We start from the raw sequence: 20,899 nt of genomic DNA, 5'->3' as shown, positions 1-20,899 counted from the left end.
CATAGAAAAAGCGTCAACTAACCCTTTTTTTACTTCAATAAAAAGGAAGTGAATTTTGAAATCTCCGCAAGAACATCATTAAAAAACAATATATTAGAGTATAAATTTTGTTTTTTTCACATTTAAAAAATTTAGAAGGTAAAATGCAATCAGAAATTAAACTTTCTACTGCAATTATTATTAATTTATGAAATTAAATTTTATACTCTAATCTTATACAGAAGGAAATGATAATATGGATTTTTATGAATATATTTTTCAAAACTTGGATTGTACTATTACTCACGTTAAACGACATAATGAAGGGGGCAACCAATTCCCGTTTATAGAATACGTTGGATTATATCCTAATTGGGATTGTAACGTATGGGAAGTACAGTTAATTTATAAAGAAAGAAAAAGAAGACCGTTCAAAATACTTACATCATCAGAAATGGGGAAACCAAATTTGATCGATATCCTTAAACTCATTTATAGTAAGGATACTAGACATATGACTAGACGACAGTATTTGGATAACAATGAATATGTAGAGTTTTTTAAAGAGTATGGTGAGGAATTCGGCGGAAAAGAAGAAGTTGAAGAAATTATAAGAGGTATTTTATATGGCAGTGGTTTTTATGCCGCGGGATTGCTATATAAGATGTTGGGAAAAGAGGATTTTTATACACTAAAAAAACTCATAGGAGTTAAATAATATGTCGAACCCTATAAGTCGCATATTGAATGGATAGTAAAGTAAAAAAGCAATTGATATTAAAATCAATTGCTTTTTCTATTATTTATTAAGTTGTTAAGTGGTTTATTTAATTAGATAACCCATTACTATACAAGTACTGTTTTTTCTGTTTTCGTGGTAAATATAAACGCCTCTCTTGATAAATAGAAATAGCGAAATTAATAAGAAAAGCTATTCCTAAATAGTAAGAGTATTCTCCGAACCAATAATATGCCGCGGATATAATAAAGAAACTTGTTAGAATTCTGGATAGCCAGATTAAAAAGATTCCATATCTTTTTTCTGAATATAGGAAATCAGAAGCTCTCCATTTTATCGCAAAGGGAATACATAATGCTGCAAGAAGAATAAACGATATCATAATTAATTAACCACCTTTTATTTTTTATTCGTCGTCCTCATCATCGTCTTCATCATCGTCATCGTCGCCATCATTAAGCATATAGATTGGACTATCCATATACTCCTCTTGGTCATCAATAGTTTCTTCGTTATTTTCTTCAAGTAGTTCCTCTATAGCTTGAAGAATCATATCACTAAATTCTGTAGCTTCATCTTGATTAATTGTTAATATATCTGAAAAACTATCAAGGTTTCCTGTATTTTCAGCTACTCTACGAATAGAAGCAAATAATTTATCTAAATGGATTTCGATTTGGTCCATTGTATACACCTCTCAATATAAATCATAAGTCAAAATCATATTACGAAATAATTTTTAAATTCCCTTTAAAAATCCGAAATTTACATATCCGACTTATGACTTTGAAGGAAAAACAATACTTTACAAAAAGAAAACGAAGAGGTGGATAACGATGAAAACAATTAGTATCTATAATAACAATACAAATGATAACAAAACTCGAAGAGAAAACTTATCGCAAAAAATTAAAGATAACGGTTATTCAACGGGAAAAGACGGAGACCTAATATTTGTATTAGGTGGAGACGGAACCTACTTAAAGGCTATTGAAAGGAATATGAAACAGAATCCTATATTTATAGGAATAAATACTGGTAATTTAGGATTTTTATCTGAATTCTATATAGATGATGTAGACCGAATCTTCGATATGATTAGAAAAAAACAATACAAAATTCAATCAATACCTATTTACGAAGCAATCATCACAACGAAAAATCAGGTTAAAAGAATGTATTTTATTAATGATATTTCAGTTGAAAGAAAGACTACTAAAATTATTCATAACGCTATCCAAGTTAATGATGAAAAGTTTGGAACGGTTTCTGGGGATGGAATACTTATATCTTCATCTCTTGGATCAACAGCATATGCTATTTCTACTAAAGGGGCAATTTCGTACGATTGCGCTGATGTAATACAACTAAATCCACTTAATCCTATTCATACAAGAGCATATCATTCTTTACTTCATACTGTTATTTTAAAAGATACAAATGAAATTACGATTTCACCGTATCATAAAAAGAAAATACCTATTAGAATTGCCTGTGATGGTAGGGAAGTTAAATTAAATGATATTCGCTCAGTAGTCGTTAGAAAATCGCCGTTTAAAGCTCGTTTTTTCAGAAGTCTAGATTACACTGATTCCGTAAATATAAGAACAAAAATATTGGAAGACAATCAATCTCTTGAAATATAATCAAGAGATTTTTTGTCTTTTTTCACAAAAAAACAAAAAAATAACCTAACATCAATTCTAGTCGTGCTTGTAGTTGGATATTTTGGTCAACCGAGGAGGGTGATGGTATGAAACGTCTACAAACTATCAAAACGCATTTCATTACTTCAGTTCAAAATGGAAGATGTAGAAGCAATACAGAACAGGAATGTTTGTTTAGATTGAAAACTTTTAATGAAAAAGAAAAGTTTATAAAATTTCTAGAGACTCAAAAATAAAGCCAGATTCTAATTAAAGAATCCAGCTTTATTTTTATTTAAGAGGCTTTTTCTTGCGACCGCCCTGTTTTCTTTCACGATTCTGTCTTAATTGTCTTTGAACATCATCCGAAGATTTTAAGAAGCGTTGCATTTTTTCTTCAAAGATCTTCTTTTGATACTTTTCTTCATCTAATAGAGCTAAAGATAATTGGAATGATATCTTTCCTCTATGATTTTTAGAACGTGTAATTCTAGCTTTAATAACTGAACCTGCTTTCACAACATCTTCCATACGATTTACGTATCCTTCAGCAGCCTCTTTTATTGGTAAAAAGTAATCAAATTTATCTCCAGCAGAGAGAATTGCTCCACCTTGTAGAATTTTTACAACTTTTAGTTCAACGATGTCACCGATTTTCGGCATTCTAAAAACCCCCTAAAAATAACTCCTATATTTTTTAACCCAAACTAGAAAGAAATCCTTTTCAAAAAGGAAAAAAATAAAAAGATACTAATAGAAGGTAAGAGGCGGTGAAACACTATGAACAAGAAACTTTCAGTTATTCTATTGTTTCTACTTTTCATCTCTTTAATATCGGTTTTATTAATCTTTATGGCTTTCTCACAAGGGAAAGGTCAAGAAGATGTCACAAAACTAAAAACGGGATATGAACAACTTGATAAACAAGTAAAAGAGCTGAAGGTAAAAACTAGTGAATTATCAAACCAAGTAAACGGCAAAAATAAATCTAATAATCAAGAACCATCAAATCCTAACCCTCCGTCAACGCAACAACCACCAGCACCGGCACCAAAAACAGTAGGAGCAAGTAATTTAAATATGAGGTCTTCAGCTTCTGCTTCAGCACAGGTTGTACGTCAATTGTCAAAAGGGGAACAAGTAACACCTACAGGGCAAACTTCAACTGTTGGAGGAGCACAGTGGATAGAGGTAAAAGATTCAAAAGGTTCGATAGGATGGGTAGTAGGAACATTCCTCCAATAAACGCTGAAATATGCGTTTATTTTTTTATGAAAAAATAATTTAGAAACTAGGAGGGAAAGTAATGGCTAGCGGAAAAACACACGAAAAGTTAAATATATTATTATTGTTGTTTGGAATTAGCGTTTCTGTTTTTGTACTAAGTTTGCAATTATACTTTGAAAGTATCTTTATAATATTAGGATATTTTTTTGGAACCTATTTCTTTGGGCCCGACTTAGATTTAAGGAGTAGACCATATAGAAGATGGAAAAAGCTTAGATTCATTTGGAAGCCATATCAAACGTTTAAACATAGATCAGTATGGACTCACGGATATGTAATAAGTGATTTGATTAGATACGCATATTTAATTACTATTCTTTACGTACTACTTGCTGCTATAGAATTTCTTTTCTTCTCCCTATTTAACTTAGACCTAAAATTAATAATTCAATTTGAAACATTTATCACATTACATAAGAAGTGTGTAATAGCATTTGTAGGAGGAAATATTCTAGCATCTACAGCACATACATTAACAGATGTAGTATCCAGTAAAGTAAAACGTGTTATAAAACGATAAAACAAGTGGAAAAGTTAAGTATTAAAAACAATCCATTCCTTCAACAGCACTAAAATGTAATGTTTTTTACATTACGAAAAAATAATGAATAAAATGTAAGAGGTAACATAGAAAACTATTGAACAACAAAAATCTTGAAATAATGATTTAAAAGGAGAATAAATAGTGAAAATTGATAAATTAGAAGAAGGAATGTTTGAATTGATAGAAGAGAGTTTACGAAAATATATTGGAGCTTGGAGCAAAATTCCGAGTGATATTGATGTAAATAACTTAAATATAAGTCGTATACGATATGTTAAAGAGTGGGGAATGAGAACAGATCCTGAAGACGGCTTTATTATCGAATTTTCAACAAAAGACAATTCATATAAAGAGCTATTAGGCCGCAGTGAATTAAATCTTACTTCACTGGAATATAAAGATAGTATTGAAGAACAAAATAAGAACGGATTGCTATTCGGTAAAGATATAACAACCAAGCAATTTTGGTACGAGTACCCAGTAATATGGGGAACACTTGATAAAGTATTTGATGACAGTTATCTCTATGAAGATGGCGGAAGATATGAAGGGCTTAATTATATCGATTTTGGAATGCGATTCGATTGAACGAAAGAATAAAAAATAAAAGCAGATGATTCTAAATAAAATCATCTGCTTTTTTGCTTGTATTTATGTAAAACAAAGAGCTTTTTGAACATTTTTAATTAACACCCTTTAATAAACACCTAATAATTTTTATGCGAAGAGATTATTGGTTACTATTGTATCTATTTCATCACCAGAGATCGATTCTTTCTCTAATAATGCCTCTGAAATAATATTCATTGCTACTTTATTATTTTCGATAGTAGACTTTGTTTGAGTAAAACAATGATCCAAAATACGTTTTATCTCATCTTGATGATTATTTTTTGTTGTAAAAGAAAAATCATCTAGCGTCATTCCTAATTTAGTTACCATAGTTTCAGCAATTTGTTTTGCTTGTTCAAAGTCCTGGGAAACACCTACAGAATGTTCTGCAAAAAAAATTCTTTCAGAAACTCCACCAGCCAAGAGCATTTGAATTTTATGTAAAAGCTCTGATTTTGTTTTTAATGAATTATCTTCAGATTCCTTAGATAAGACTAATCCCAAACTTCCGGAGTAGGGGACTATTGTAGCCTTTTGAATTGAACCCGGAAAATAAATAGAAGATAACAAAGCGTGACCGGCTTCGTGAAATGCAACTCTTTTTAAAACTTTCTCGGAAGTCACAATTCTACCTTTCGTACCCAGAATAACGCGTTCAATTGATGATTGTACGTCTTCATAAGTAATATAGTCACGATTAGACATCAAAGCTTTAATTTGAGCCTTTTGAAACACATCTTCTATATCCGCACCGCTCATTCTAAACATAGAGCGGGCGATATCATCTAATTTATCCTGAAGAGACTCTGCCATTTTGACACCTTGAGTTTTAATTTTTATTATTTCTTGTCTTCCTTTTATATCGGGAAGTTCAATCGTAATTTTATAATCAAATCTACCTGGCCGAGTTAATGCAGGATCCAAACCTTTTGAATGATTGGTAGATGCAAGTACTAAAATTTGTTGATTTTGTATATCAGTAAGTTCAATTAGTAATTGATTCACAGTACTTCTTGCTTCCGAATTACTGTCACCATCTCTACTTTGACCAACTGCATCAATTTCATCAATAAAAATAACACTAGGTTGTTTTTTCTTAGCTTCTTTAAATAATTCTCTAACACGAGCTGCACCAACCCCAACGTATCTTTCAACAAATTCAGATCCGCTAACTTGAAAATAACTTGCGTTTATCTTATTAGCAACCGCCTTTGCTAACATTGTTTTCCCTGTTCCAGGAGGACCGGACAAAAGAATCCCATTAATCGGTTTAATTTTGAATTCTGTTGTTTCTTTAGCTTTATTAAAAAGTAGAATAGTTTGATCAATTTCTTCAATCACTTCAGGGGATAATCCGCCAATTTCATCTAATTTAACTTTAGGTATTTCAGATAAGAATTTACTTTCTTCTATTTCTAAATCATTTTCATTTTTCTTTTTCTCACCTAAAAGTTCATTTAATAAGAATGCAATAGAAATGAAAGCAGATATTGATAAAATAATAACGAAAATAAATACACAAAGCATTAGATAATCAAATTCTCTATAATCATATTTTAAATTATGTTTATCAAGTATTTGAGTAGCTTCATCAGTTCTTTTCCCATTTAGTTCAGCATCATAGTAAGGGATCTGAGTTTCGTAATATTTTTTTCCATCATAGTAATACAATCTACCTTTATCAGTTTCAGTTAAAGATTGCTCTTTCTTCTTATTAAAAGATTTATCTATTTCTTTAACAAACTTAGAGTAGGGAACCTTTTCAACAGTTTTGTCTGAAGGAATTCGGAAGGTAACTTTAGAAAAAAAGGTATTACAAATTTGAATTAAGTAAATACCGACTAGTAATAGTATTACCCATTTAAGAATCATTTTCCATTTGATGAATTTCATTGGGAATACCTCTACTTAGACTTTTTCATAGCTTCAATAAATTCAATACGTTTGGTTTTAATTCGTTGCATCGTATTATCCACCGCTTTGATTTGTTTATCTACTGTAGAGTGGGTATCGCGAAATACGAAATGGCCAATCTCTTCATAAGCATAGTCTTCAGAGTAATACCATAGTACGCTTTTTTCTGTTTCGGATAACAGTTCCCACATTTCCCAAAATGTTTCTATTTCAACAAGATGATGTTCAGGTTGGAATTCCTCAGAGCGAAGTAATTGTTCAAATGTATTTTCAGAATCATTATTACTTACGGGGGAATGATAGCTAAACGCATCATTTAAAGTACGTAATTTGTTATTGGAAGAGCGACTTATTATTGAATCAATGTGGCGCTTAATAACGTGCTGCACAAAAATTCTAAACGGACGTTTCTTTTCAATCTTAAAATCGCGTATCGCTTTGAAAAAGCCAATATATCCGGATTGAATTAAATCTTCATCATCATCGCCACGATTATATCTACCGCGCTTTTTAAGGGCGATAACAACCTTCTTAACGTATTCTACATAACGTAGGGCAATAACCTCTTTAGCGATAGAATCGCCTTCTTGAGCCATAATAGCAAGGGACTCATCAGATGATTCGTAATTATTTTCTTTTACTAAGTTGTAAATGACAGGTTTAACATTTTCATAACTATTTTGAAGCAATACGATTAACATTTCTTCAGAAAGATTAGAAAGGTTTTCTTTATTCCTTGAATACATAATTCTTAATAGAGTTACGTCGAATGTTTCTTTGTACATTTCTAATAGCTCATTATCGGATAATGTGATTGGTAGTTGATTAGTTTCTTCTTGATTAATTACTGGATTCATAATTTCCCTTAAAAAAGGATTACCACCTTTCTAAACTTTTCTGGAGTATTTTAAAAAAAAATAAACTTTTTTTATTTTGACCCCCCCAAAAAGTAATTTGCAAACGAATTACTATGGTGAAAGGGTTAATTGAGTCTTTATATAAGTAACTTTTAATTTCTTAATTGTAATTTCATAGAGATTATATTTAACCGATCAAGTTAAAAACAATAGAATAACTAAACAAAAAAACTCTTGTTATTTTTAAGCTAATGACAAGAAATGTAACAGCTTACAAATAGGGGAAGGGAACACAGCTAAGCTAATAATTTCATAATTAGACGCAAAAAAGAAAAACTCATAGAAAATCAATAGTGGTAACATAATAGTCAAACTCATAGAAAATCAACGATAGCAAAATAATAGTCAAACTCATAGAAAATCAACGATAGCAAAATGATAGTCAAACTCATAGAAAATCAACGATAGCAAAATGATAGTCAAACTCATAGAAAATCAACGATAGCAAAATGATAGTCAAACTCATAGAAAATCAACGATAGCAACAAGATAGTAAAACTTATAGAAAATCAACGATAGCAAAATAATAGTAAAACTTATAGAAAATCAACGATAGCAACAAGATAGTCAAACTCATAGAAAATTAACGATAGCAATATGATAGTAAAACTTATAAAAAATCAACGATAGCAAAATGATAGTCAAACTCATAGAAAATCAACGATAGCAATAAGATAGTAGAAGCTATAAAAATTCAATTTCAACAGTTTGCAATAGTTAAGTCTTTAGAATTTTATATCGATATTTATACAGATTTTTTTAAAATACTTCCATTAAGTAGAAAACTGGCACAAACATTTATGTTCGCGCCAGTTTTCTAAGTTATTAACCAAAAGGAAATAGAACTGAATTATAGAGATTAAACTAGATTACAAATGATACTAAATTAAAATTAAAGCATTTCATTTAAGTTATTTATAAATTCTTTTCTTTTATCGTTTAGCTCATCAATTTCATACGATCGATTTATTAAAATAGAAGGTCGTTTTTCAAAGAAACTTATAATCTTTATTAAAGGAACATTCTCAAGAAAATAATGAATTGGCACTTTAACATAGCCATTTTCAATTATTGCTTCAGGTACGAAACCTTTATATGCAATTTCATTATATACCTGATATGTAATGTAACCATCAGGAGATAAATAAACATCGTCACTAATCAGATCATTATCGTTTTCTGGAAACATATATATCAGAATGCATTCACGACTATTGATAGTTTTTTTAGTTGTGAAATCAAATATTTTTTTCACAAATTTCAGCAAAAGATTTACTTCCTCGTCAATAATTTCTTTTCTATTTACTAATATCGGATCATATTTTTTATGTGCTTCTTGCAAATTAGTAACTATCTTATCAAATTCCATAGAGAGTAACACCTCCTAATTTACAAGTAATACTATATAAAACACTAAGAATTTCAAGAAAAAGAAGACAAAAAAAGTTCTAAAGCACAGCAAAAAAGAGCTCTCTTATTTTATAGAAGAAAGCTCTTATATGTATAACGTTTTGTTTAACGCTCTATTTAATATGTACTTTTGGATCATCATATGTTAATCAGCCTTCGTTTCTATAAAACCATACGCATTTCTTTGCGCGAAACGGCTTGCTGTCGAATTTACGGAATTCATTTATATCCATTTCTGAATCTGGATAATATGCCTCATAATGCTTTTTAAAAAATAGGAATCTTTCATCCTCATTTTTTGGAACTACACACGTTTCATTCATAACAGGGAAGGCACCTCTATCTGCATCTGAACCTGGAAACCCAGAATAATAAAGATTAATATCTTCATTTTCAGTCATAGAAGCTAAATCTGCACGAAAGAATAGTTCTCCTTCTTGCTTTAAATTAAATAACTCAGATTTTATTGCTAATAAATGAGTACCAGACTCTTGTTCAGCTTGTACCATATTTTTCAATGCCAACCTCATAAAAATAACCTCCGCAACACAATAGATGTAACTCTTCATAGAAATTTCAAATCAACGGATTTCATTATAACAATGAATATCGACATTTTGCAACAAAAATCTTACAAACGTTACATTAATAATACAAATATCTTTTTTATACAACTAAACTAGAAGGTAAATCTAAGTTTTTTCATAAAGAAAACCCAATGCAGGACAAATTCAATATTTGCTGGAGGTTTCTATGAAAGAAACAATAAATAATATTCACGTAATTGCAAAGGGTACTATATTTAGTGTCATTTTACATATGATTGTAATTGCTTTTCTAGTTGTAACAGGATTTAAAGTCTCTCTATTATTATTTAGCATTGTTTTAGTAGTGGTAATGGGGATTTCTACCTTTTATACAGGTACAATTAGTGAAAGGTACGCAGAAATTAACGGAATTATTGTTTCACTTATTACAAGTTTACTATTCCTACTATATGTAAACCAATATACCGAAATGGATTGGGCTGTTAATCGTATAATAATTGCTAGCTACTTAGTAATCGGATTTTTATTAGCACTAACATCAAGATTAACTAATAAAAAACAAAGGTTAGCCAAAAAAGAACAAATGATGATGAACAAAGGAACAAACGAACCAAGCAAAAAGGGGAACATTTTTAAATCAATCGCTGATGCAATCATTGCAAACAACGAAAGAAAAAAAGAAAAGAAAAGCATAAAAAAATCAAAAGTGAAAAATAAATAGGGCCGTTATTCGGCTCTTTTTATTTTTTCTTATATTTTTTAATAAGTGTATAAAAACAAAGTATAATATTTTTAGAACATTTAATGGAGGGTATTATTATGAGTAGACAAGCAGCTTTAGATATGGCATTAAAACAGATTGAAAAACAATTCGGAAAAGGATCTATTATGAAACTGGGTGAGGGAACTTCTACTAAAATTGAGGTTTCTAGTTCGGGTTCATTAGCGGTAGATAGAGCGATAGGTGTATACGGTTATCCTAAAGGACGTATCGTAGAAATATATGGACCGGAAAGTTCAGGTAAAACAACAGTAACCCTACACGCAATTGCAGAGTGTCAAAATAACGGTGGAAAAGCAGCGTTTATAGACGCGGAGCACGCTTTGGATCCTGAATATGCTCGAAGTTTAGGTGTAGATGTTGATGAATTATTACTAGCTCAACCTGATACTGGTGAGGAAGGACTTGAGATCGCAGAAGCATTGGTGAGAAGTGGGGCAATCGATATGATTGTAATCGATTCCGTAGCTGCACTTGTTCCCAAAGCAGAAATTGAAGGGGATATGGGGCAATCTCACGTTGGCTTGCAAGCAAGATTAATGTCACAAGCTCTTAGAAAACTTTCAGGAGCAATTAATAAATCAAAATGTATCGCTTTATTCATTAACCAAATCCGTGAAAAGGTGGGCGTGATGTTTGGTTCGCCCGAGACGACGCCCGGGGGTCGCGCGTTGAAATTTTATTCAACAGTTAGGTTAGATGTTAGAAGAGCAGAAGCTATAAAAATTGGAAATGACATAGTAGGTAACAAAACAAGAATAAAAGTCGTTAAAAATAAAGTAGCTCCACCATTTAGAGTTGCTGAGGTAGACATTGTCTATGGACAAGGCATATCTAAAACTGGAGAGCTTTTAGATATTGGATGTGAAGAAGGTATTATAGAGAAGTCCGGTGCTTGGTATTCATACAAAGAAGAACGCCTTGGACAAGGTAGAGAAAACTCAAAAGCTTTCTTGATGGAAAACCCAGAACTATTCGATACAATTTACAACGAAGTATTAGAAAAAATTAAAAGCGTATAAGAAAAAACCTTCTTTCAATTATGAAAGAAGGTTTTATTTTTTTAAATCTTTTTGTAAACGTTGGAACAATTTGATATCTTCGCTGGAGAATAATAAGTCATTTAGATATTCTACTTCACTATTTTTTAGTTGTACCTCTTGAACGATTTTTGATTCTACAATTTCTAAGAATCTCATTTTAGATGCTATTTCATTTTTAGTACCCAATTTTTTTGTATAGAATTCTAATTGTTTGCTGCTTAACTTTTTATTAGAAGAAATATTTCTTGGGGAAAGGACTACAGAATATAATCCTTTTCTCATTTGAATCTTCTTTAAAGCTCTTTCTTTTTGTGATGGATTTAATACTTTAGTTTGTATTAAGTATCTACTTTTGATTTTTTTAAAATGTTTTAGGTCAAGAACACTCATAACAACTAGTACAATAAAATACAAAATTAAACCAAGAATAAATATACTTAGAAAGAGAGAAGCAACCAGTCTAGGGTTCAAAGATATACTTAATTGTAAAAACGTTTCATTTTTTTCTTTAATCCAACACATTAATATTACAGAAAATATAGTTGAATAAATCCAATACATTATTTTTTCTTTAGTTGTTTCAGATATACCATAAAACATATCATAACGATCTATTTTCATTTATATCACCCAAAGAATATTTAGTTGTTTTATTTAAAAAACCTTGGTATCATAAAATGTATAAAAAATAAAAAACCGTTGAAAAATATATTAAAGTAATCGTTTATTAGGAGGGGATAATATGCAAAAAACAAAATTTCAAGTCTTTAATTCAGAAGACGATTTAAAACAATTTGTAATTGAAAATGATTCTATGAAGACTTTTGTTCCTGTGAAACGTGAAATCAATTGGAACCCTGAAGATAGAAATTGTACTGAGTGCAATGAAATCTTTAGTCCAGATCATCCAGCTCAATTTTTCTGTAAGTCTTGTGCAGCTAAAAGTGAGAAAGAACATAAAAGAGAAGCCGTTGTTCACCGTATGAGAAGAAAACCCACTGTTGCACATTGCGAAGTATGTGATAATGAATATAAAATGACAGCACCAGGTATGAAGAAGTGTATAAATTGTTCACCAAAAGGTGGAGAATTAGTTCAGCCTGATAACGATCGTGAAGATAACACAGATAACGTAGTACTAATGAATCAAAAAAATAAATAGACCGGTAGTTAAAACCTCTTGTTGAATTCAAGAGGTTTTTCACTATTCTAAAGCTATTAGTTCATCGATGAATTCCTCGAAATTAAATTTGGATATCATTTTATAACCCGCATTATCTTTATTTATTTTAGATAAGTATGCTCCAAACAAGATAACGCTCTCATTATGATTCTTAATCCCTTTTTGTAACATTATAGATAAATAAGGCTTAAAGTTATCGCCCATTTCAAGGATAGCTTCTTTACCAACATTATAGAAATAATCATACATTTCATCTGTTTCTTTCAAAAAAATAGCCCCTAACTTGTTACTCATAAAATTTAATTTGAATTTATAAAAAAACGAGTTCGTTAAGAACTCGTTTTTAATATATGTTGTATGTAATTAAATTATTTAATTATTTAACGGCATCTTTTAATGCTTTACCAGCTTTAAAAGCAGGTGTTTTAGCTGCTGCAATTTCGATTTCTTCGCCAGTTTGTGGGTTGCGGCCTTTACGTGCAGCGCGCTCACGAACCTCGAAGTTACCAAAGCCAATTAATTGAACTTTATCGCCAGCTGCTAATGCTCCAGTGATTGAATCAAATACTGCGTCAACTGCTTTTGTAGCGTCTTTTTTTGTTAGTTCTGATTGCTCAGCAACCGCGTTAATTAAATCTGTTTTATTCATTGTAAAATACCTCCAAAACAATCTATTGATTGCATAATATTAAGGGTTTTGCACCCGTTGTTATATTATACAACTTTTTAGTATACCCTTTATATAAAAATCGAAATAAAAAGAAGAGCGTGGAATCCACTCTCTTCTTTTTATATTACATTTTATTTGAAGGTGTTTAGTATCTAATTAACGGTAAGATATTTCTGCACCTAAGTAGTTTAATTTCTCGATAAACTCTTCATATCCGCGATATAGATATCTTAAATCTTTAACAGTAGTGACACCAGAAGAAGTAATGCCAGCAATAATCATACTAGCCGCACCTCTAAGATCATAACTGTTTACACGACAACCAGTTAAAGTTGAAGGTTGGATTACTGCAATATTACCTTCAATCTTCATTTCTGCGCCCATTTTTCTTAAGTCATCAAGATGACGGAAGCGACTATTAAACACCTTTTCAGCTAAGATAGAATCAGATTCTGCCATAGTCATTAAAATAGAAATTTGTTGTTGGCAATCAGTAGGGAAAGCAGGGAAAACACCCGTTTCAACTTGAATACCTTGTAAAGGACCAACATAAGAAGCTTTAATCCAATCTTCTCCGTATTCAACCTTAACGCCCATATCAGCTATTGCTTGAAGCGGAGCACTTAAATGCTCAGGAACACAGTCGGTAACTTTGACAGAACCTTTTGATGCAACTCCTGCAACAAGTAGTGTGAATGCTTCAATACGATCTGGTTGAATTTTGAATTTAACAGGTTTTAATTCTTTTACACCTTTAATAGTAAGTGATTTAGGATGTGAAAAAGTAATATCCGCTCCAGCAGCATTAAGGAAATTAACCAATTCAAATACTTCAGGCTCTACAGCAATATTATTTAATTGAACCGAAGTAGGGGAAAAGACTGATGCGCAAATCAGGTTTTGAGTTGCTCCTACAGAAGGGAACGGTAACGTGAATTGGCCTTGTAATGATTCCGCACTTACAGTAATATTTCCAGAGTCTTTATGATCAACCGCGCCAAGGGATTTAAAACCGCTTAAATGAATGTCTAACGGTCTACTACCAATTACACAACCACCAGGCATTCCAACTCGAGCTTCGCCGAATTTACCAAGCAACGGGCCCATAAATAACGAAGATGCTCTTAGTTTTGTTGAGAATTCCTCAGAGATAGGGCGACTTTTTAAATTTCTTAAATCTAACCGAAGCACACCTTCTTTAAAAGAACCGGTTGCTCCTAAGTATTTTAAAATATCCACCATAACGTGAATATCAGATAAATCAGGTAGATTGGATAACTCAACTTCCGGAACAAGAACCAATGAAGATAATACAGGTAATGCTGCATTTTTACTTCCTTGTGTTGTAACAGTACCGAATAGTTTCGTATTGCCAGAAACAATAACAGAATCAGTTTTTAATTGAACGCTCATATTTTAATCGTCGCGAAAATAACGCGACTGTGCACCCCTTTCAGCAAATAACATCACTAAAACATTTGTTATGTTTTATATTTTTTCCTTGATAATTATGTAAAAAATAAAAGATAAATATAAATATGTTTTCTTATGTGAAATTATATTATATAGAAAACATAAATAAAAGAGCAAGAATTACTTTTCCTGCTCTTTTATTTATAAATTTTTATGTCTTCGAGAATCTGATTAAGCGGCCTCGTCAATCCAAAAGGCTCTTGAGGATAAATCGTTTAATTGTTCAACCTGTAAAGTGTAATCAAATAGGTCTTTAATATTCGAATTATGAGTAATCATAAAGATTTGTTTAAATACTGCAAGTAACTTTTTCAACGCATTAACAATTGAAACTTGTCGATTCTCATCCATCGAACCTAAAACTTCATCTAAGGCTAAATAATCAAAACGTCTATGATTACCTTGAGATAATAAAATTCTTGAAACGGCTAGACGCATACACAAAGCAATCATTTTCTGTTCACCACCAGAGAATAGGTGGAACGGTTGTTTTATCCCGTTTCGATAAACGAAAATATTATAATGATCGTCTAAATCAACACGGTCATACTTCCCGTTCGTCATAAAGGAGATTAAGTCTTCCATAATTCGGGCAATTGAAGGAGCAATTTTAGACATCCGATCAATCTTATAATTTTTGTATATTTCCTCTGTCATTAGTAAAAGACCCAGTTGGTGCTTTCTCGAATCCAATTCTTTTTGTTTTAATTCATTTTCTTTTTCTTCATCAAGAAGTTGATTTAATTGTATTTCATAGGTTTTCACATTCTCATTCAGGTAAGAATATTCTTTTTCAGAATTGCGAAGGGCAGCAACAGATTCATTAATATTACTTTGGAATTCTTTATATGTATTTTCATCAAAGTTTAATGATTCGATATCTTTTTCAATATGTTTAATCTGATCTTTAATTTCATCAATTCTTTTAATAACTTCATTCTTTTGTTCTTTAAGAGGGGACTCATTTGCAATAACCGCAGATATGTAATTATATCTTTCTTTTTTAGCTTGTAATTCTGTAATTTTATTTGATAAATCATTGAATGCATTTAAATCAAAAGTAACATCTTCCATTTCTTCATATTGCTTTTGAGTAGATAAATAAAACTGTTTATCATTTTGGAAATCTTGTTGTAACGTTTGATATTCATTTTGAGTAATACGCGCTGAGTGCTGCGCAGATTCAACATTTCCTTTTTCTTGCTTTAAAGTGTTTACTTCATTTTGTTTGTTAATCTTTTCATTTTCTTTATTTTTAAGTTGTGTATTTAAATCAGTAAATTGTTTAGAAAGTTTCTGCAAATTATCGTTAAAGTGGTTTGTAAGAGCACTGAAATGCTCACCCATAGCGCGCTTACAAGTAGGGCAAGAAGATTCCGCACCAAGTTGTTGGATATGACTTCGTTCGTTTTTTAATCTTTTTCCTTCATTAGTTACATAAGCCAGTGTACTTCTGATATCGACTATTTCGTCATTAAGTGTTGATATTGCTTGTTCAACGTTAGAAATAGAGGAGACTAACTCAAAGATTCTTTCACTAAAGTCTTGCGACGATAACTTCTCTTTTAGATTATCTAATCGTTCTTTCTTAGACGTTAATCTTTGTTTTAAATTTTGGGTTTGTTCACGCAGTTGTTCTTTTTGTGCAAATACAACTCTATTACTTTGCATTTCTTGTAATTGTTTTGTCAAAGAATCAAAATCCATTACTTCTTGCTGCAAACTTGAGAATTCTTTTTTTAGATGTTCAATTTCGTCCAATTGAACTTGTACGTTTTTTAATGTCAGTTCATTTAAATTACTTTTTTCTTTGTTTAATTCTCTACAAAGTGAATTTTTTTGCTGATACTGTTGAAATTGTTCATCTAATCGTTCTTTTTTAAGTAAAAGTTCATTATATATTTTTTCATTTTCTTTTACGCAGTCCGCTTGTTTACTTAACTTAGCAGCTGAATCGGTAATAGAAGTATTCAGTTCACTTTTTCTCTCAGTAAAAAGTGCAGGATCCTTAATATGTCTACTACTTTCATCGATTACAGTTACTAATTTATTTTTATCTCTACGAACGTTTTCGAGCGCTTTATCAATCTGATTAAAACGTAGTAGACGAGAGATTTCTTTTTTGCGCTTTTCGTTTGTCATTTTAATTAAGTTGTCAAATTCATCTTGCTTTGCATAGAAAGTATTTACAAATGTTTTTTGATCCATTCCTAATACTGTATTTTCAATGTAATCCGTAACTTCGAGTTGACCAGTTTGTATTTGTTCGCCATTATACTCAAGATACGCTTTTGCAGTAGTTTCGTGTCTATAGACAGTGTATTGTTTTTCGCTGATGGTGAATGTTAATTTTACAAACCACTTTTGATTTTTTTTGGCTTCATTATTTTTTATTTCCGTTGCTTTCACACCAGTAATACTTCCGAACAGGGCTAACTCAACAAGCATAAAGATTGTTGTTTTTCCGCCACCATTATCACCATTTACATTAATCAATCCGCCCTCGGGGAAAACAATAGGGTTTTCAGTTAGATTTGTTTTAAATTGACGTACATATTCACCAGTTAACTCATTCAAAATCATTTTCTAATACCTCCGATAAGTACTTTGCTGCACACGATTGTAGTTCATTTAAAGAGTAGTTAGGATCCTCAGGCATTTGTTTAATGAAACTAGTTAAACCATCTTGTAAACTTTCAAAAGGGATATCGTCTTTAAGCCGGATACTTTCAGACAGTTCTATTTTGTTTTTGAACTCAAATTTGAAGTACAAGCATCTATCAATTTGTTCTCTGATTTCATCGGTTAAAAATAAATGTCTATGTTTTAAAGTTTTTGATAAATTTTCTATTCTTAAGCGGACAATTGCTCCATCAACATCACATTCTTTAAATCTCTTTAGGATTTGTTCTTGAATGTTTTTTAACTCTTTATTTTTAGCATCAATCGGCTTCATATCAATCATCGGTCTAACATTTAAAAAACGATGTTTAATCGTTACTTCTTTTGTTTCAGTATCGATTTCAACAATTAGAACACGCGGGTTTTCTTCTTGGCCAAAAGCTAGATGTTCAATCGGTCCCGGGTAAATAATGTTATGCCCTAGGTCAGTAAAACGATGGAAATCTCCTAATGCTACATAATCCATTTGCAAATTAACTAAATCGTCAAGATGGACAACAATAGAACTTTCATTGTTCGTATATTGAGGGATAGTTGATACACCGCAATGAGCCACAAGAATATTAATTTTGTCATCAACTTTATTAATTTTTTTCAATTCAGACTGAAATACGTCCTTGTTAAAAGAAGAGGGGAGGCCGTGACAAATTACATTGGTACCTGGGATTTCATATTGCTCATAAAAACCTTTATAAACAGTAGTCACATTAGGTAGTAGTGATAATTTAAATAGATCACTACCAACTTCAGACTTTTTCGCGAAGTTGTGATTACCAGCTATTTCAAACCAATGTTTCCCTAAGTCAGTAAAACGTTTTACGTGTTTCATATAGAAGTTAAATTGAGCTGGATGTTTATATCCCCAATGATTCATTCCGTCTCCGGAGTGAGTAACGAAATCTACATCTTCTTCAATAGCAATGTCAATGACTTGCGCAAAAGCCTTATTTACATCATCCGTTCTAATGTTCAACCCTGACTCTGTTGTCTTATTAACTTTAAGTTCTTCAAATTCATTATGAGAACTAGCATTTCCGCTGTACCCATTGTGTGTATCTCCTGTATGTAAAAATCGAATTTTTTTGCCCATATTGCACCTCTTTTTATATTTTTATAGTTAAATTATAAAATAGGTAAAAACATAATATGAAAAAAGTTTTATAAATAAATTTTGGATTAATAATATCTGAGGATAATATTGGTAGTGGGGAAATCATATACTTTGTTGATATTAGTTATTTTCTAGATATAATTAAATCACTATAACGGAAAATTAATATAAGAAGACGAGGTAATATTATGAGAGTTAATTGGTTTTTTTCAAAGAGATTTTATCACCTGCAAAAAGTGAAAGGTAGAGTGTATGTATATATTTCCCCCCTTTTAGGTAGCGGTTATAAGGTACAGCTATATAAAAGGGGTGAAATAGGAATTTGTGATATAGAATATAGAAACTCCGATTTGAAAGAATGTATGAAAATAGGGGATGAACTGTTAGAAAAATATCAAGCTGGAGATAAAGCAATAATTCACAAAGATACATATAGCCCACACAATCCTAAAGGTTTTTGGGCAACACGATAACCTAAACATAAAAAGGTACTAACTATTTTGAGTTAGCACCTTTGTTTTTTTGTTTGTAATTTTAGAAAATTAATCTACAAGAAAGCTAGCAAAACGGTTCGTATCATCTTGCCTTTTAGGCATTTTCTTTTTCAGCTTGTCTATATACTGGTTATATTCAAAAATTTTAACAGGCATAGCAAATGGGGAATCAGGAGATGATATTATTGCTTCACCAGCCATTAATTGAGATATTTCTAGTTTTAAATTGTGAATAGGTTTTTGACATCGACCCTTTAATATATCAAAATCCGTTTCATCAGAGATACCTAAAATAATATGGGTGTTCATTTGAGATAGTACAACTGGATCCATTAGTTTAGGTTGTTGTGTTATAGCTATTAATCCCGTTAGGAACTTTCGTCCTTCATTCACAATTTGAGAAAAAATATTCCCTTCAGAATCTTCACCTTTACCTAACACCCTTTGAGCTTCTTCAATAACGATTGCGATAGGGGGATACTTTCCATTTTCAAAGTTATCTCTTTCTTTGGAGTATCTTGCTTTTTGTCTTTTTAATACTTCACCAGCAAGAATAGAGGAGAGGAATAATTCTTGAAGACCTGATAGAGAGGCCATATCAACTAGTACAACTTTGCCATCAATAAGATACTTCATTATGAGATCCATATCATCTTGTTCTTCGGTAGCAGTAAGGAATGGGGAACGGGCTAAACGGAGTAATTTCGATTTTGTAGCTTTAACTGTATCAGGATGAACATTACTAAAAATATTTCTTAAGTAAATCGGAGTTTCTTGCCTTACCTTTGAAAATTCATTTTGAACAAATGTCTCTAGCCCGTTACTAGCATCTTGTAATCCGCCGTTCATTGCTAGATATTCTGCCTCATCGAAAGGTGTTTCAACAATTGTTTTAAACCAATTTTTCTTTAAAAGAGATTGAGCTTCAAACATAAAACGCTCTTGAGGTTCAGACCATTTCATTTGTTTTTTTATATTTAGTAAGTTTTCAATAGTAATACGGCTATATGAAATCCTTATTTTTCTATCTTGATCTCTACCATCTTGGTTATAGACAATAAGTTGTTGAGCAGCGTAAGGATGACGTTTTAAATCTTTTATGTATTCACCGTGAGGCTCAAATATAAGGGATGCAACATCTCCATTACTTTCCATTATTTTACCTTCAATGACTTTCATACTATTTGATTTACCACCACCGGTTCTTGCAGTAATAAAAGTATGCTTTGAAATATTCTTTTTAAATATTCCTGCTTCAAAATCTATGACACTTTCACCAGAACGTATATGGGCAAATTTTAAATCACCAGTGGTTTGAGAGAGGGGACCTAATAAATCATCTTTGTGTAGTTTTCTTACTTTGGAGAAATAAGAAGGTGGTCTTCTTGCGGATACGAACTTATCTTGCCTAGAGATACCAAGTATTTCACAGACAGCTACATTAAATATTTGTTCTTCTCGAGGAGCCTGATATAAATTTTGAGGATCTTCGTGTTCATCACTTAAATCATTATTTTTCTCATAGAAATTATAACCTCTAGCCATTTCTAGAGCCCAAGCCTCACTTTGACCATATAGGATATCAGTAACTCGTAGGAAATATTTCTCAGGAGAATACTCTTCTTCAGAAATAAGTATTTCACCATTCTCTATAGGGGTTCTTATAATTTCACCATTAACTTTTTGAATAGAATCGTATACAAAAAGTACCTTTGAAAGGCCTTTCCCATAGATATGTCCACCAATAAAAACTTTTTTCATCATCTAAATTAATTCACTCCTAATTATTAAAAACGCGGATATTATTATTGAATCCGCAGAAAAGATTCAAAGCAGTTAATCCGCAATGGAACAAAAGAATACATA

The 20,899-nt window shown here is 31.3% G+C and carries 23 protein-coding genes; 10 read left to right on the top strand and 13 right to left on the bottom strand.

Annotation, left to right across the window (positions count from 1 at the left end; translation table 11 throughout):
* The first annotated feature begins 235 nt into the window (after window positions 1-235).
* Window positions 236-697 carry a hypothetical protein gene (locus VF726_RS13860; RefSeq protein WP_440169008.1) on the top strand — a complete coding sequence of 154 codons (462 nt, stop codon included), beginning with the start codon at window positions 236-238 and terminating at the stop codon, window positions 695-697.
* A gap of 427 nt (window positions 698-1,124) precedes the next feature.
* Here VF726_RS13860 and VF726_RS13855 read toward each other — a convergent pair whose 3' ends face one another.
* Window positions 1,125-1,403: a hypothetical protein gene (locus VF726_RS13855; RefSeq protein ID WP_440169006.1), complete on the bottom strand. Its 279-nt coding sequence runs from the start codon at window positions 1,401-1,403 to the stop codon at window positions 1,125-1,127.
* Window positions 1,404-1,554: 151 nt separating this feature from the next.
* Between VF726_RS13855 and VF726_RS13850 the strand changes: the two genes are divergently transcribed.
* Complete coding sequence (locus VF726_RS13850; RefSeq protein WP_440169003.1) at window positions 1,555-2,364, top strand: NAD(+)/NADH kinase; 810 nt, start codon at window positions 1,555-1,557, stop codon at window positions 2,362-2,364.
* 107 nt (window positions 2,365-2,471) lie between these two features.
* The gene (locus tag VF726_RS13845; protein ID WP_440169000.1) at window positions 2,472-2,621 is read left to right on the top strand and encodes a hypothetical protein; all 150 of its coding nucleotides are present in this window, start codon (window positions 2,472-2,474) and stop codon (window positions 2,619-2,621) included.
* A 34-nt stretch (window positions 2,622-2,655) separates the two neighbouring features.
* On the opposite strand, the gene VF726_RS13840 is transcribed toward VF726_RS13845, so the two are convergent.
* Window positions 2,656-3,027: a S1 RNA-binding domain-containing protein gene (locus VF726_RS13840; protein WP_440168998.1), complete on the bottom strand. Its 372-nt coding sequence runs from the start codon at window positions 3,025-3,027 to the stop codon at window positions 2,656-2,658.
* A gap of 117 nt (window positions 3,028-3,144) precedes the next feature.
* On the opposite strand from VF726_RS13840, the gene VF726_RS13835 reads away from it, so the two are divergent.
* The 3 genes from VF726_RS13835 to VF726_RS13825 all read left to right on the top strand — a co-directional run bounded on the left by VF726_RS13835 (window position 3,145) and on the right by VF726_RS13825 (window position 4,783).
* Window positions 3,145-3,609 (top strand): SH3 domain-containing protein, encoded by a 465-nt coding sequence (locus tag VF726_RS13835; protein WP_440168996.1) that lies wholly within the window; start codon window positions 3,145-3,147, stop codon window positions 3,607-3,609.
* Between the two features lie 61 nt (window positions 3,610-3,670).
* Window positions 3,671-4,171, top strand: a complete 501-nt coding sequence (locus tag VF726_RS13830; RefSeq protein WP_440168993.1) for a metal-binding protein — start codon at window positions 3,671-3,673, stop codon at window positions 4,169-4,171.
* A gap of 165 nt (window positions 4,172-4,336) precedes the next feature.
* On the top strand, window positions 4,337-4,783 hold the full coding sequence (locus VF726_RS13825) for a hypothetical protein (protein WP_440168991.1): 447 nt from the start codon (window positions 4,337-4,339) through the stop codon (window positions 4,781-4,783).
* Between the two features lie 129 nt (window positions 4,784-4,912).
* Here VF726_RS13825 and VF726_RS13820 read toward each other — a convergent pair whose 3' ends face one another.
* The 4 genes from VF726_RS13820 to VF726_RS13805 all read right to left on the bottom strand — a co-directional run bounded on the left by VF726_RS13820 (window position 4,913) and on the right by VF726_RS13805 (window position 9,578).
* Window positions 4,913-6,700 carry an AAA family ATPase gene (locus tag VF726_RS13820; RefSeq protein ID WP_440168989.1) on the bottom strand — a complete coding sequence of 596 codons (1,788 nt, stop codon included), beginning with the start codon at window positions 6,698-6,700 and terminating at the stop codon, window positions 4,913-4,915.
* Window positions 6,701-6,711: 11 nt separating this feature from the next.
* Entirely contained in the window at window positions 6,712-7,578 is an 867-nt protein-coding gene (locus tag VF726_RS13815) for a sigma factor (protein ID WP_440168986.1), read from the bottom strand.
* A 952-nt stretch (window positions 7,579-8,530) separates the two neighbouring features.
* Entirely contained in the window at window positions 8,531-9,007 is a 477-nt protein-coding gene (locus VF726_RS13810) for a hypothetical protein (RefSeq protein ID WP_088364010.1), read from the bottom strand.
* Between the two features lie 190 nt (window positions 9,008-9,197).
* The gene (locus VF726_RS13805; RefSeq protein WP_440168984.1) at window positions 9,198-9,578 is read right to left on the bottom strand and encodes a hypothetical protein; all 381 of its coding nucleotides are present in this window, start codon (window positions 9,576-9,578) and stop codon (window positions 9,198-9,200) included.
* 223 nt (window positions 9,579-9,801) lie between these two features.
* On the opposite strand from VF726_RS13805, the gene VF726_RS13800 reads away from it, so the two are divergent.
* Complete coding sequence (locus VF726_RS13800; RefSeq protein WP_440168981.1) at window positions 9,802-10,317, top strand: hypothetical protein; 516 nt, start codon at window positions 9,802-9,804, stop codon at window positions 10,315-10,317.
* Window positions 10,318-10,412: 95 nt separating this feature from the next.
* A complete protein-coding gene (gene recA, locus VF726_RS13795) occupies window positions 10,413-11,399 on the top strand; it encodes a recombinase RecA (RefSeq protein WP_440170176.1) in 987 nt (328 codons plus the stop codon).
* A gap of 33 nt (window positions 11,400-11,432) precedes the next feature.
* Here the strand turns inward: recA and VF726_RS13790 are convergent, their stop codons facing one another.
* Window positions 11,433-12,041: a hypothetical protein gene (locus VF726_RS13790; protein WP_440168979.1), complete on the bottom strand. Its 609-nt coding sequence runs from the start codon at window positions 12,039-12,041 to the stop codon at window positions 11,433-11,435.
* Between the two features lie 121 nt (window positions 12,042-12,162).
* Here VF726_RS13790 and VF726_RS13785 point away from each other — a divergent pair, with 121 nt between their 5' ends.
* Window positions 12,163-12,582 (top strand): hypothetical protein, encoded by a 420-nt coding sequence (locus tag VF726_RS13785; RefSeq protein ID WP_440168976.1) that lies wholly within the window; start codon window positions 12,163-12,165, stop codon window positions 12,580-12,582.
* 42 nt (window positions 12,583-12,624) lie between these two features.
* Here the strand turns inward: VF726_RS13785 and VF726_RS13780 are convergent, their stop codons facing one another.
* The 5 genes from VF726_RS13780 to VF726_RS13760 form a co-directional block, all read right to left on the bottom strand.
* Complete coding sequence (locus VF726_RS13780; RefSeq protein WP_440168974.1) at window positions 12,625-12,870, bottom strand: hypothetical protein; 246 nt, start codon at window positions 12,868-12,870, stop codon at window positions 12,625-12,627.
* A gap of 109 nt (window positions 12,871-12,979) precedes the next feature.
* Entirely contained in the window at window positions 12,980-13,252 is a 273-nt protein-coding gene (locus VF726_RS13775; protein WP_088364005.1) for an HU family DNA-binding protein, read from the bottom strand.
* Window positions 13,253-13,429: 177 nt separating this feature from the next.
* Window positions 13,430-14,686, bottom strand: coding sequence for a UDP-N-acetylglucosamine 1-carboxyvinyltransferase (gene murA / locus VF726_RS13770; protein WP_440168972.1), 1,257 nt, complete (start codon window positions 14,684-14,686; stop codon window positions 13,430-13,432).
* 231 nt (window positions 14,687-14,917) lie between these two features.
* Window positions 14,918-17,329: an AAA family ATPase gene (locus VF726_RS13765; RefSeq protein WP_440168970.1), complete on the bottom strand. Its 2,412-nt coding sequence runs from the start codon at window positions 17,327-17,329 to the stop codon at window positions 14,918-14,920.
* Entirely contained in the window at window positions 17,316-18,518 is a 1,203-nt protein-coding gene (locus VF726_RS13760) for a metallophosphoesterase family protein (protein WP_440168968.1), read from the bottom strand. The genes VF726_RS13765 and VF726_RS13760 overlap by 14 nt, the downstream gene beginning before the upstream one ends.
* 269 nt (window positions 18,519-18,787) lie before the next feature.
* On the opposite strand from VF726_RS13760, the gene VF726_RS13755 reads away from it, so the two are divergent.
* Entirely contained in the window at window positions 18,788-19,012 is a 225-nt protein-coding gene (locus tag VF726_RS13755) for a hypothetical protein (RefSeq protein WP_440168966.1), read from the top strand.
* Window positions 19,013-19,081: 69 nt separating this feature from the next.
* Here the strand turns inward: VF726_RS13755 and VF726_RS13750 are convergent, their stop codons facing one another.
* Window positions 19,082-20,797: an ATP-binding protein gene (locus VF726_RS13750; protein WP_440168963.1), complete on the bottom strand. Its 1,716-nt coding sequence runs from the start codon at window positions 20,795-20,797 to the stop codon at window positions 19,082-19,084.
* Window positions 20,798-20,899 lie beyond the last annotated feature (102 nt).

The sequence above is a fragment of the Bacillus sp. Brlt_9 genome (assembly GCF_051948935.1).
In the GTDB taxonomy this organism is placed as follows: Bacteria; Bacillota; Bacilli; order Bacillales; family Bacillaceae_G; genus Bacillus_A.
Note: the sequence above shows the minus strand (reverse complement) of the source record. Positions and strands in the feature narration are given on the sequence as shown.

Coding starts and splice junctions, on each gene's coding strand:
- VF726_RS13760 (WP_440168968.1), bottom strand. CDS start 18,518: ATGGGCAAAAAAATTCGATTTTTACATACAGGAGATACACACAATGGG.
- murA (WP_440168972.1), bottom strand. CDS start 14,686: ATGAGCGTTCAATTAAAAACTGATTCTGTTATTGTTTCTGGCAATACG.
- VF726_RS13810 (WP_088364010.1), bottom strand. CDS start 9,007: ATGGAATTTGATAAGATAGTTACTAATTTGCAAGAAGCACATAAAAAA.
- VF726_RS13850 (WP_440169003.1), top strand. CDS start 1,555: ATGAAAACAATTAGTATCTATAATAACAATACAAATGATAACAAAACT.
- VF726_RS13765 (WP_440168970.1), bottom strand. CDS start 17,329: ATGATTTTGAATGAGTTAACTGGTGAATATGTACGTCAATTTAAAACA.
- VF726_RS13840 (WP_440168998.1), bottom strand. CDS start 3,027: ATGCCGAAAATCGGTGACATCGTTGAACTAAAAGTTGTAAAAATTCTA.
- VF726_RS13785 (WP_440168976.1), top strand. CDS start 12,163: ATGCAAAAAACAAAATTTCAAGTCTTTAATTCAGAAGACGATTTAAAA.
- VF726_RS13820 (WP_440168989.1), bottom strand. CDS start 6,700: ATGAAATTCATCAAATGGAAAATGATTCTTAAATGGGTAATACTATTA.
- VF726_RS13790 (WP_440168979.1), bottom strand. CDS start 12,041: ATGAAAATAGATCGTTATGATATGTTTTATGGTATATCTGAAACAACT.
- VF726_RS13855 (WP_440169006.1), bottom strand. CDS start 1,403: ATGGACCAAATCGAAATCCATTTAGATAAATTATTTGCTTCTATTCGT.
- VF726_RS13835 (WP_440168996.1), top strand. CDS start 3,145: ATGAACAAGAAACTTTCAGTTATTCTATTGTTTCTACTTTTCATCTCT.
- VF726_RS13815 (WP_440168986.1), bottom strand. CDS start 7,578: ATGAATCCAGTAATTAATCAAGAAGAAACTAATCAACTACCAATCACA.
- VF726_RS13805 (WP_440168984.1), bottom strand. CDS start 9,578: ATGAGGTTGGCATTGAAAAATATGGTACAAGCTGAACAAGAGTCTGGT.
- VF726_RS13750 (WP_440168963.1), bottom strand. CDS start 20,797: ATGATGAAAAAAGTTTTTATTGGTGGACATATCTATGGGAAAGGCCTT.
- VF726_RS13800 (WP_440168981.1), top strand. CDS start 9,802: ATGAAAGAAACAATAAATAATATTCACGTAATTGCAAAGGGTACTATA.
- VF726_RS13775 (WP_088364005.1), bottom strand. CDS start 13,252: ATGAATAAAACAGATTTAATTAACGCGGTTGCTGAGCAATCAGAACTA.
- VF726_RS13830 (WP_440168993.1), top strand. CDS start 3,671: ATGGCTAGCGGAAAAACACACGAAAAGTTAAATATATTATTATTGTTG.
- VF726_RS13860 (WP_440169008.1), top strand. CDS start 236: ATGGATTTTTATGAATATATTTTTCAAAACTTGGATTGTACTATTACT.
- VF726_RS13845 (WP_440169000.1), top strand. CDS start 2,472: ATGAAACGTCTACAAACTATCAAAACGCATTTCATTACTTCAGTTCAA.